This is a genomic window from Paenibacillus sp. LjRoot153 (assembly GCF_964253085.1).
In the GTDB taxonomy this organism is placed as follows: Bacteria; Bacillota; Bacilli; order Paenibacillales; family NBRC-103111; genus Paenibacillus_E.
Genome location: NZ_CAXUQH020000001.1, coordinates 7,001,370 through 7,013,826, shown reverse-complemented (window position 1 = coordinate 7,013,826; position 12,457 = coordinate 7,001,370). Strand labels below are relative to the sequence as shown.

The window sequence follows — 12,457 nt, the reverse complement described above, 5'->3', positions numbered from 1 at the left end:
TTATAAAAGAATAAATAACTTGGTCAGATTAAGCCTGTGGGAAAGCTTGCACTGGCTATTTCTGTTCTTGGAGGTTACCCATCACTGCAATGAATGGAATACCTTCTTCAGGTATCTCTAAATTCTGATATATTCTATAATGCTATTAGTAGAATTATAAACAAGATAATACATAGGGGGAAATATAGTTGTTAACCAGTCGTTCTAAATTGATTTTTACAACGATTACTTGTTTAGTATTGATAGTAGTGACTGATAACTATCTAAATCATCGATTAGATATAGCTCTAAAACAGCTTGGATCATACTACCAATTACCTGATGATACAATTCAACCGCTTGAAATGTACATTCAATATATTGAGAATTGCAAAAGAAACGGCGACAAAGTAATTGTGTTTATCGGGGATTCCACGATCCATACCGGTAAGATCCCTTTTTCTTTCGAAAATAAACTTTCCGAGAAAGGGGTAAAGGTATTTGATCTTTCTCAGGATGGGTTTGGAGATGTAGAAAAGTATTTAATATTAGAAAGAGTTGCGCCGATTGTTGACGTTGTGTATTTGAATATTCTTCATTCAACCGGTTATCTAGGTAACAATGCTCCTTGGTATAAATGGATAGAAACGCCTTCCTTGTTAAAAAGAAATTTGACACATATAGAGGAAAAACTCATAGCAGGACAACAATTAAGTAAAGAGGAAAAGATCCAACTCAGAAATGAAATCAGTGGACATGTTAAAAGCACAATATCCTTTGAAGAACGTTTAAGCGAGTTTCTTAAAAGTAAATGGGTACTATATGGGAAAAAACCACTATTGGAACAGATCATATTTGAATCTTCCCCACAAAACTGGGTGTACAACGCAGCGAATGGTGATAAACAGAAGCAGAATATCATAAAGTTTTGGACTAATATTAAGAACTTCGCCAGTGCAACGGCACCAACTACTTCGAAGTTTATCCCAAATAACAATTCTGAAAATGAGAAAAATAAGGTTGAAATCATTGAGAATCTATCCGAGGTTGAAAGCAACAAAATAATCGGTTGGGCAAAACATGAATTGAAAGATATGCCTATAATTGATCAGGAAAATTCAAACACTTATGCTTGGTTCCGAAAGATGAATGGAGTCATGCAAAACAATCCTGATACTAAGTATGTAGTGTTCATGAACCCTTACAATACCGATGTTGTGAATCATTTTGGTTTACTGAATTGGAGCATTTATGAATCAAATACAGAAACATTAAAGAACCTCTTCAATTCAAAGAACATTCTTTTCCTTGATTACAATAACAAAGAGATTGATTTGACATCTACATTATTTGCTGATACTCATCATTTAGGGGAAAAAGGTGGGGCTATTTTCGCAGAACGTCTATTAAAAGATACAAGGGAATTCATTTTGGAGGTTAATAAATGATTTTCAATGAATGGGCATACGCGATTATTTTACTGATTGGAGTTCCAATCTTTTATTTTGTCCCCCTACATTATAAATCAATTTGGATAACTTTAATCGGAACAGTTTTCTATATTTTCTTTGCTGGTAGTTTCGCTTTTCTCCTACTATTGGAGGCTATTGTCGTCTACTTCCTTGTTAGAAAAATGAAGAGTTGGAATGGATCGTTAATTATTACATTAATTTTTACGATTGGTATCTTGGGTTATTATAAATACAAAAACATGGCCTTACTAACGTTTTCAAATGTTTTCAGTTTGAATTACACGGTTGAATCTCTAGTCATACCATTAGCAATTTCTTTCTTTACCTTTGAATTTATTCATTATGCGGTGGATGCAAGAAAAAAAAAATTACCAGAGCATTCGTTTTTAGATTATATGGCCTTTATTATGTTCTTTCCGACTATGGTAGCTGGTCCAATCAAAAGGTTTCAACAATTCATTCCCAAAATAACTGAGATTGAATTTTCTTGGGAGAATATTAGAGCAGGTCTACAACGAATTTTAATCGGTATGTTTAAAAAAGTAGTTATCGCCGATACAATGGATGTGTGGACTATTCATCTTCAATCGAACGAGATCTACAGAGTAGATGGACAAACACTCTGGGTATGGGTGATTGCCTATGCGATTAAAATTTATATGGATTTCTCAGGTTATTCAGATATAGCAATTGGATCTGCAAGATTGTTTGGAGTTAATGTTCCAGAAAACTTTAACTGGCCCTATTTAGCCCAAAATCCATCGGATTTTTGGAGAAGGTGGCATATTTCGTTATCAAGATGGATAACAGATTATGTATATATTCCATTAGGAGGAAGTCGAAAAAGTTTATGGAGAAGTTCACTTAACAGCGTTGCTGCTATGGGTATCTCTGGACTCTGGCATGGTGCAGCTTGGAACTTCGTCGCATGGGGAATTTATCATGGATTATTACTGACGCTTTACAGAATATGGCGCAAATTTATTAATATAGAAAAATACTCCATACCTAACTTCATCACAACGCCAATTGCTATTGTAATCACATTTTTAGCTGTTGCTATTGGTTGGGTATTTTTTATCTTGCCGATTCAGCGAGCATTCTATGTAATTCTGAAGATGATATTCATAAGATAAAGGTGATTAATTATGATAAAAGATGTATTTAAATCAGTATTGACTGGTATATTTGTCTGGATACTAATAACTGCGATTGTGATTTTTACCGGTGTAGGCTCCAAATTCATCTATATTGATTTTTAAAGTAAACCCACTGAAATTAAAGATAATACATACTCTCATGAGATCGTCAATCAAATATGTAATATTTCTAAAAAACACATTATTTTGGGGGGACCTCGATTATACAGGTTAGAAATTCAAAAAGGGCTCTCGTATCGTAAAACGAACGCTTTTTCGATATATTCTAAGACTTTTAGGAAAAAGTAAGTGATTGTTTACTCATTGAAATATGTAAGAAAGAGTGATCCAATGAAAGTTGCGGTTTTGTTATCGACATATAATGGAGGCAAATATTTGCCTGAGTTTCTGAAATCGCTGAGTAAACAGACTGTTCAGGGTTATAAACTCTTTATCAGGGACGATGGATCGACAGACGAGACACTAGAGATTATTCAAGCTTATATGGCTGAAAATCAACAAGTTGAGATAGTATCTGCGGCAGGAAATGTGGGGGTCATTCGTAGTTTTAGCCTTTTACTGGAACATGCGTTGGAATGGAGTTCATTTGAATATTTTTTGTTTGCTGATCAAGATGATGTATGGCTTCCTCATAAGATTGAGATTTCGCTCTCCTTAATGATGAGAATGGAAAGCCTCCATTGTAAGCAGCCAATTTTAGTACATTCGGATTTAGTGGTAGTGGATAAACAATTGACACAATTAAATTCTTCTTTTTGGCGATATCAGAACCTGAATCCACAATATTGTCAATTAAATCGTCTATTAGTACAAAATATAATTACTGGTTGTACGATGATTATTAATCTACCTTTGGCGAAGTTAGGTGTGCCATTTCCGCGCGGTGTGATTATGCACGATTGGTGGTTAGGGTTGGTTGCTGCGGTATTTGGTGAGATTTCCTACATTGCAGAGCCGACAATGTTATATAGACAACATGACATTAATAGTGTGGGGGCGAAAAAGTTCAACATACTTTTTGCTTTTCAAAGAATGTTTGCGCCTATAATTTTCTCTAAAAATTATAAACAAGCTCAATGTATTGTTGATTGCTATGATGCAATATTGAAAGAGCCGCAGTATGCCATACAACTTGCTACGGTAGAAGCATATTTAAGTATGGAGAGTGCATCGTATTTCGGTCGTTTAATGACAACAATACGTTTTAAATTTTTTAAACAAGGTTTATTACGAAATATTGGATTGTTACTTCATTTGTGGCGCTAACGTGGCCTAGAAAGATTTGTCCATATCTACAAGAAGTTCGAGGCGTGATGAGTACAGAATAACGCTTTAGTTATGATATAATTTCCATTGAGACTACACATATAAAGGGTACGTATGATTCAATAAATAGATAACTACGGTACTAACTGATAAGGTTTTCGCCTCCAAGTCGATTTGAACAAAGCTTATGAAAAAAATGTAGATCAACTTTTAGATAAGGGAGAACATGAAATGAAACTTTTAATCACAGGCGGGGCTGGTTTTATTGGCAGCAATTTCGTTAATTATATGCTAACTCGTTATTCGAATTACCAAATTCTAAATCTAGACGCATTAACTTATGCTGGCAATTTAGAGAACCTTACTGCAATAGAAAATAGCAGCAATTATACGTTTGTTAAAGGGGATATTGCCAATACAGAGTTGGTTGATGGGCTCTTCGAAAAAGGTGTAGATGCGGTTATCCATTTCGCCGCGGAATCACATGTTGACCGAAGTATCTTGGAACCAGACGTATTCGTGAAGACGAATGTACTTGGAACACAAGTTTTACTTGAAGCAGCCAGAAAGTATGCGGTTGAGAAGTTTGTTCATGTTTCCACCGATGAGGTATATGGTACGCTTGGAGAAACAGGACTTTTCACGGAAGAAACCCCACTAGCTCCAAATAGTCCATATTCAGCGAGCAAAGCAGGTTCTGACTTACTAGTGCGTGCATATTATGAGACATTTGGACTCAATGTCAATATCACGCGTTGCTCTAACAATTACGGTCCTTTACAGTTTCCGGAGAAGCTAATTCCATTAATGATTGCTAATGCCTTGAGTGACAAGGCTCTGCCTGTGTATGGTGATGGGCTAAACATTAGAGATTGGTTATACGTGGAGGATCACTGTAGCGCGATCGATTTGGTTTTACATAATGGAGTCAGTGGCGAAGTATATAATATCGGCGGTAATAACGAAAGAACGAATATTCAAATTATCCAAACCATTCTTCGCGAGTTGGGTAAGCCGGAGTCTTTGATGAAATTTGTGAAAGATCGTCCTGGCCATGATCGCCGTTATGGAATCGATGCGTCGAAAATCACGAATGATCTTGGCTGGAAGCCGAAGCATAATTTTGAAACAGGGATTGTCGAAACGATTCGCTGGTATTTGGACAATCAAGATTGGTGGAAGAGAATTCAAACTGGTGAGTACCAGAATTATTTTGACATGCAATACGGATCCCGCTTAGGTAAGCACTCATGAGTATTATCGTAACAGGGGCTAGTGGGCAACTGGGTCAAGATATTGTTAAATTGTTCGGAGCTAAAAATGAAGTTCATGGTTTAGGTAAGAACATGCTTGATATTACGAACGAGGTGCAATGTTTTGAGATTATCAGCGGTTTAAGGCCTGAGGTTATCATACATAGTGCTGCGTATACGGCAGTAGATCTGGCAGAGATGGAAGAAGAAAAAGCTTTCAATGTGAATTCCAACGGAACACGGAATCTTGCCCTTGCAGCTGAGCACATTGGGGCTAAGTTCGTATATATTAGTACGGATTATGTTTTTGACGGGACAACTTCAGGAACTTACAGAGAAACTGATATTACTAACCCGCAAAGTATATACGGAAAGTCCAAAAGAGCTGGAGAAGTTCACGTTCAAGCTATATCATCAAAACATTTTATTGTTAGAACATCTTGGGTTTATGGTTTATACGGCAATAATTTCGTGAAAACCATGTTGAACTTAGCAAAAACAAGAGACAAACTGAAAGTTGTCAATGACCAATATGGCTCACCCACGTACACAGTTGATCTTGCTTTATTCCTAGAAAAGTTGATTCAAACCGATCGTTACGGCATTTACCATGCTTCTAATTCGGGAGTTTGTACTTGGTATGATTTCGCGTGCGCCATTTTTGAAGAAAGCGGCGTGAACATCAAGGTGGATCCTTGCACCACAGAGGAGTTTCCAAGACCTGCTCCAAGACCCCGGAATTCTGCAATGGAACATGCAGCAATTCAAGCGAATGGATTTGAGGATTTGCGCCCTTGGCGGGACGGGCTACAGGCTTTTATTAACGAGTTAGGGGAGAATAACTAGTGAAAAACGCGCATCGATATTCAACCGATGCGCGTTTTTCACTTTTTGTTATAACTATTGGTTTCTCTTCGAAACAGCTAATCTTGGCAGTCAGATCAACAATCTGCTATGCAGGCATAGCCCTTTTCTGTTCTACTATGGTAATATTGATATTTGTCGATTGATTTTCTTTACTCTATACTTCGACAGCCATTCCGTATTCTTACAAAAAAAGTGGACAACTTTTGAAAGTTTAGCTTTATAGTACGAACAGAGCTGTAAATTGCGGTTGTGCTTATTTTTGTTCCAGCGACAAAACGTCAAAGAAACCAACACAGTTCACGAGGCCGTGATTGCCGTAGACGAGCTTTAGATTCTGCACGCCAGCAAATTGTGTCACGTTTTAAAAAACAAAAGCAAGTGGCAATTTTCTGCTAGAAAATAGTATATATAATCGAGATAACTAAAAAAGTAATGCGGAGGACGTATGAGAAATTTGGGACTTGATATAGCGAGAAGTTTAGCACTATTGATGGTTTTGGTAAGCCATAGTCGCATGTTCTTTACAAAGTTTGGAGACGTTCAATTCTTATCTTTTAACGGTTTGCTAGGGGTAGAATTGTTCTTTGTACTAAGTGGTTTTCTGATTGGTGGAATCATTATACGGGATTTAATAGAAGGAAATGGTTCTCTTGTAAATTTCTATTCACGGCGATGGCTTAGAACCCTTCCAGCGTATTTTCTCGTTCTAAGTATTGTAGTAATAATCTCCATATGGAACCAACAAAAATGGTATTTTCAACATTATTTATTCATCCAGAATTTTAATTATGAACAACTAGGTTTTTTCGGGGTAGCTTGGAGTCTTTCTATTGAGGAATGGTTTTATTTGTTAACTGCTCCCTGCTTTTTAATTTTAATGACTATTTGGAAATTAAATAGAAAAACGTTGTTTTTCGGGTTTTGTATTAGTGTAATTCTTTTATCTATAGCAGCAAAGATCATCTACACTTACCAGATTAATCCTCCTTGGGATGCAGGGGTAAGGAAACAAATTTTTTTGCGAATGGATAGCTTAATGTTCGGGGTGTTGTTAGCTGGGATAAGGCATTACTTCAAGACTTTTTACGAAAGGATTAGCAGCACTCATTTATTCGGTGTTTCATTGACAATAACAATATTCCTAGTCCTTTATTACGTATTTGAACTAGACAGTGGTAAAGACAGAATGAACTATTCTATCATCGGAAGAACTATTCTCTTTGATGCCATATCATTTGGTTTCATGCTAATGATCTGGTCACTCGAAAAAAGTAAGAGATTAAATAATCTCAAAGGAAGGTTGCGTAAAGTAGGCTCAATCATAGCTTTAACAAGCTATGCCGTGTATCTTATTCACTTGGAAATTTTCTCTTTTGTTAATCAAAAAGTAGAGTCGATTCATTCAATTCCGTCAATGTTCCTTGTGTTATTTTCGACACTGGTGATAACATTTATTTTGGCATTTGGACTTCATCAATATTGGGAAAAACCATTTATGAAACTTCGTGAAAAGAGATCAACAAGAGTGGCAAACCGAAAAGCAACTCGGCTAAAAACACATAGACAATAAATAGGAGCTGAAGGGGTGAAGGTTAACAAAAGGACATTCAGTGTGTCCATTTCGTAACTTACAATAGCACCGAGTTATTTAGGATTGTTTGGACCGCATAAAGAATGCATCAACGGATAATACGGAGCAACGGTAGGATAAATGTACGATCTTTCGTAAAAGGCAAAAGAGGAATATCAATCAAAACAATAAAAGAGTCGTGAGATCTGAAATGAATAAATAGTTCGCAATATAAATTAGTTAAGATTAGCATAAGCTGGGCTTATTTTTTAGGTTAATTTTAATATACCCGTGTTATAATGACAGATATCAACCTGAAAATGAGGTCATCCCTTGGATTTATCTATTATTATTGTTAACTACAAAACCCAAGATTTGACGCTGGCTTGCATCGCATCTGTCTTTGTGTCAACTACAACATACAATTACGAAATCATCCTAGTCGATAACGCTTCTAACGACGGAACGCCAGAAGAGGTGAATGACCGATTCCCACCAGTGGTCACAATCACTAATGCGGACAACGTAGGATTTTCCAGAGCAAACAACCAAGGCATACGCATCGCCAAAGGGCGTTACGTCCTGCTACTGAACTCCGATACCATTGTCCAACAAGATACGCTCCAAACAATGCTCCACTTCATGGACGAGAATCCTATAGTAGGGGCTAGCGGCTGTAAAATTGTATTGCCTGACGGTTCACTCGATAAAGCCTGCAAGCGTGGCTTCCCAACGCCATCGGCATCTTTCTACTATGCGTTCGGATTTGCCAAGCTATTTCCGAAAATCCATAGATTTAATCAATATCAGCTTGGTTATTTAGATCCTGACCAACAATATCCCATCGATTCACTAGTCGGAGCATTCATGCTTGTTCGCCGCGAGACGATAGAGCAGGTCGGAATGCTGGATGAGGAATTTTTTATGTATGGTGAAGATATCGATTGGTGTTATAGAATTAAGGAAGCTGGCTGGGTGAATTATTATTACCCTAAAACTCAGATCGTTCATCACAAAGGGGCTAGCAGCCGAAGAAAGCCATATAAGATTATTTATGAATTTCATAGAGCGATGATTTTGTTCCATAATAAGCACTATCGCAAGAAGTATTCCTGGCTTACTAATGCCATAGTATACATAGGTATAGGTGTGAAATTCACCCTGACACTAGCTCGAAATAAATTACGTCCAACGAGGTGATCCTGTTTGATTCGTCAGAGTCAAGGTTTCTTAACCCAACTATACACTTTGGCTGATTTCATATGTATCCAGCTCGTGTTTCTCTTTTCATGGTGGTTGAAGTTTAAAAGCGGTTGGATTCCCTATGGTTCGCCTCTACCTTTTAAACACTACGTGATGTGGAGTATTACTTACGCAATTATCGCGATTTTTATAAGTTATTTGGTGAATTTCTATACGCCTAAGCGGAGAAAACGGTTCTCTTTTGAGGTTTTAAAAATCATTCAAGTACATGCATTTAGCTTACTGATGCTACTTAGTGTGCTTTTTATCCTCAAGGAAGTCGACGTTTCACGGTCATACCTATTACTTTTCTTAGTAAATAATATCCTACTCATCAGTTCATATCGCTATTTCATCAAAATCACACTTAAACGTGCCCGGCAAAAAGGTTACAACAAACAATTTATCCTCATTCTCGGTGCAGGCTCACTGGGCCGCAAGTTCTATACGAAGCTGAAGCAGCATCCCGAGTTAGGGTATGAAGTGGTTGGTTTCCTCGATGATTATCAAGAGAAACACGAGGTCACTTACCAGAGTTACAAGCCGATTATTGGAAAAATTGATGAGTTGGAGTCGATCCTGAATGATCGTATCGTGGATGAGGTTATTATTGCTCTTCCTTTGGATGCACATCAGAAATTCGGCAGCATTATTAATGTTTGTGAAAAGATTGGCGTCAAAACGCTGATTATCCCTGACTTTTATGACTTCCTACCATCGAGGCCTTATTTTGATAATTTTGCTGATATGCCACTAATCAATGTGCGTGATATCCCTCTAGATGAATTCCGTAACCGATTGTTCAAACGGGCTTTCGATATTGTGTTCGCATCTGTTGCGGTATTGGTGACAATGCCAGTTATGCTCGCGGCGGCAATAGCTATCAAACTCACCTCCGATGGCCCCATCATTTTCAAGCAAGAGCGAGTTGGTCTGAACCGCAGACGCTTTATGATGTACAAGTTTCGCAGTATGAAGAACCTTGGAGACAAGGTTTCAAATACAGAGTGGACAGTGGAAAATGACCCGCGGCGAACGAAGGTTGGTACATTTTTGCGTAAAACGAGTCTCGACGAGCTTCCACAGTTCTTCAATGTGCTATTTGGGCATATGAGTGTGGTTGGGCCAAGGCCGGAACGTCCTTATTTTGTGGAACAATTTAAAGAGGAAGTACCGAAATATATGGTGAAGCATCACATTAGACCTGGGATTACGGGTTGGGCGCAGAGCAACGGCTTGCGCGGCGATACATCGATCGAGGAACGGATTAAGCATGATATTTTTTACATCGAAAATTGGACTTTTTTATTTGATATTAAAATTATTTGGAGAACTGTCGTTAAGGGCTTTATTAATAAGAATGCCTATTAACAAAAAAATATTGAAAACGACCGCATGATTCGCCAACATTTTCCCCATACTATTGCATATACTGTGTATGCGGGGAGGTTTTGGGTATGATTGATCATGAAGACGCTTATCAGGATGAACATGTGTTGATCGGCAAAGGCTTGATTGTCGGTGTGGTCTTCGGTTCCCTGATTTGGGCAGGTATAATTGCGGGTATCGTGTATATATGGTAGTTGCATCACATACAAGGAAGAGGCTGCTGGGGCTGTGAAGCTCTTGGTGGCCTTTTTACGCTTGAATAGAGCCCAAATGATAGAAGGGGAGATCACCTGCCTATAAACGGTTGTCTGAGGCTTTCTACGACTCTCTTGCATATGTTAGAAACAGAGGTGAGAGAAAGTATGAAAATAACGCCAACAGCTTTAGCTGGGCTTGTAATCATTGAACCTGAGGTCCATGCGGACCATCGGGGATTTTTTATGGAAAGTTATCATGCCGCGAAGCTAGCAGTGCAGGGGATCACGATAGATTTTGTCCAGGATAATCATTCGCTTTCTGAAGAGATAGGTGTACTGCGCGGACTGCATTATCAATTGAACCCACATTCGCAAACGAAATTAGTGCGAGTAGTAGCGGGCTCGATCTACGACGTGGCTGTAGATATTCGTCCTAGCTCACCGACATATGGCCAATGGGTAGGTGTTACCCTTAGCGCCGACAATAAGCGGCAGTTGCTCGTCCCACAGGGCTTCGCGCATGGCTTCTGTACAATAGAGCCGAAGACGCAGGTTCTGTACAAGGTGGATGCCTATTATTCGCCGCAGCATGACCGCGGGATTCTGTGGAATGATCCGGCAATCGGAGTAGCCTGGCCGACGAAGAGTCCAATTTTATCAGCGAAGGATGAGAAGCACCCTTTGTTGAAGGACGCGGAGATTAATTTGTAAATTCAAGGCCAAGCCGTAAGCTTGGCTGCATAATCGAACAAGTCCCCTCATATGCATGTACTATGTTGATGTTAATCATGAGTGAGGGGATGATCGAATGCGCCGGGTCACATGGATGGTAGCAGTGGTAATGTGCGTAGCATTGGTTCTCGCAGGATGCGGGATGGGTAAAAAGGATGCAGGATCTATCGTAAAGGATTTGGATCATGTGATGGGCAAGTCGAGCAGCTATCAAGCATCAGGGAGCATGATTTTAAACACGGGGCAGCAGCCGCAAGAATATCAAGTTGAGGTGGCGTTCTCGCCAGATCATTTCTATCGAATATCGCTGACAAATGCCACGAAGGATGTTACTCAAATCGTTCTACGTAATGAAGAAGGTGTATTCGTCTTGACGCCGCATTTGAAGAAGAGCTTCCGCTTCCAAAGTGATTGGCCAGAGAATCAAGGTCAAGTGTATCTGTTCCAATCTTTAGCGAAGAGTATCATTGCGGATAAGGATCGCCAATTTACGACGGACAAGGATGCCTATGTCTTCGATGTTGCCGCGAACTACCAGAATGAACAACTTTCTCGCCAGAAAATCTGGCTGAATAAGAAAACACTTGCACCTGCGCAAGTCCAAGTGTCAGATGCGAACCAAAATGTGTTAGTGCAAGTGAATTTCACGAATTTTGAATTCGATACGAAGTTCGATAAGGATTACTTCCAAATGGAGCGCAACATGACCAGCTGGAATTTGCAGCAAACAATGCCTACTTCTGCTGACGTTGCGGTTACAGATGCGGATCACCCGGCAGCAACTGGGGGTAAATCGGTAACGGACAAAAACCTCTCCGCGACAGGTGGACAATCCGATCAATCCAAAGCCACGGGCACTACTACGAAACCGGATGCGACGAAAACGGCGCCAGCAGCTGCCAAAGCTCAAAGCATTGGCATTGTTGAGCCGTACTACTTGCCGAAGGATGTTGTGAAGCAGGACATCAGTGATATGAAGCTTGGTGAGGATGCTGCGGTACTTTTACGATATAAAGGGAAATACAACTTCAATTTGATTGAGGTTAGACCTCAAGCCAAATCGGTTTCACTGCCACCAGGAGACATCGTTGATCTCGGATTCACGGTTGGTGTGATGACGGGGAATGGCTCGAAGGATGAGCCTAGAACACTGACTTGGACGAACGATGGTGTTGAATTCCGGATGTTTACGGGCGATATGCCAGTGAATGAAATGATTCAAGTCGCGATGGCAACGGATGGGCAGTCCGGGAAATAAGTTTGAATCCTTAAAAAAAAGAGAAGGCTCTGCGCCTTAGGTGCAGGGTCTTTTTCGCATGTATAGCGATAA

11 protein-coding genes are annotated in these 12,457 nt (G+C 39.3%); all 11 read left to right on the top strand.

The window, feature by feature from the left end; genetic code table 11:
* Positions 1-188: 188 nt before the first annotated feature.
* Entirely contained in the window at positions 189-1,427 is a 1,239-nt protein-coding gene (locus ACSQ8P_RS30340) for a hypothetical protein (RefSeq protein WP_436238587.1), read from the top strand.
* Positions 1,424-2,587 carry an MBOAT family O-acyltransferase gene (locus ACSQ8P_RS30335; RefSeq protein WP_436238586.1) on the top strand — a complete coding sequence of 388 codons (1,164 nt, stop codon included), beginning with the start codon at positions 1,424-1,426 and terminating at the stop codon, positions 2,585-2,587. The genes ACSQ8P_RS30340 and ACSQ8P_RS30335 overlap by 4 nt, the downstream gene beginning before the upstream one ends.
* 354 nt (positions 2,588-2,941) lie before the next feature.
* Positions 2,942-3,877, top strand: a complete 936-nt coding sequence (locus ACSQ8P_RS30330; protein WP_436238585.1) for a glycosyltransferase family 2 protein — start codon at positions 2,942-2,944, stop codon at positions 3,875-3,877.
* A 231-nt stretch (positions 3,878-4,108) separates the two neighbouring features.
* Positions 4,109-5,131: a dTDP-glucose 4,6-dehydratase gene (rfbB, locus tag ACSQ8P_RS30325; protein ID WP_436238584.1), complete on the top strand. Its 1,023-nt coding sequence runs from the start codon at positions 4,109-4,111 to the stop codon at positions 5,129-5,131.
* Positions 5,128-5,976, top strand: coding sequence for a dTDP-4-dehydrorhamnose reductase (gene rfbD / locus ACSQ8P_RS30320; RefSeq protein WP_436238583.1), 849 nt, complete (start codon positions 5,128-5,130; stop codon positions 5,974-5,976). The genes rfbB and rfbD overlap by 4 nt, the downstream gene beginning before the upstream one ends.
* Positions 5,977-6,442: 466 nt before the next feature.
* The gene (locus ACSQ8P_RS30315; protein ID WP_436238582.1) at positions 6,443-7,567 is read left to right on the top strand and encodes an acyltransferase family protein; all 1,125 of its coding nucleotides are present in this window, start codon (positions 6,443-6,445) and stop codon (positions 7,565-7,567) included.
* A gap of 333 nt (positions 7,568-7,900) precedes the next feature.
* Positions 7,901-8,767 carry a glycosyltransferase family 2 protein gene (locus ACSQ8P_RS30310; protein ID WP_436238581.1) on the top strand — a complete coding sequence of 289 codons (867 nt, stop codon included), beginning with the start codon at positions 7,901-7,903 and terminating at the stop codon, positions 8,765-8,767.
* Positions 8,768-8,773: 6 nt separating this feature from the next.
* Positions 8,774-10,180, top strand: a complete 1,407-nt coding sequence (locus tag ACSQ8P_RS30305) for an undecaprenyl-phosphate glucose phosphotransferase (protein ID WP_436238580.1) — start codon at positions 8,774-8,776, stop codon at positions 10,178-10,180.
* Between the two features lie 86 nt (positions 10,181-10,266).
* Complete coding sequence (locus tag ACSQ8P_RS30300) at positions 10,267-10,392, top strand: hypothetical protein (protein WP_268795680.1); 126 nt, start codon at positions 10,267-10,269, stop codon at positions 10,390-10,392.
* 168 nt (positions 10,393-10,560) lie between these two features.
* Positions 10,561-11,106: a dTDP-4-dehydrorhamnose 3,5-epimerase gene (gene rfbC, locus ACSQ8P_RS30295; RefSeq protein ID WP_436239644.1), complete on the top strand. Its 546-nt coding sequence runs from the start codon at positions 10,561-10,563 to the stop codon at positions 11,104-11,106.
* 97 nt (positions 11,107-11,203) lie between these two features.
* The gene (locus ACSQ8P_RS30290) at positions 11,204-12,385 is read left to right on the top strand and encodes a LolA family protein (protein ID WP_436238579.1); all 1,182 of its coding nucleotides are present in this window, start codon (positions 11,204-11,206) and stop codon (positions 12,383-12,385) included.
* Positions 12,386-12,457: the final 72 nt, after the last annotated feature.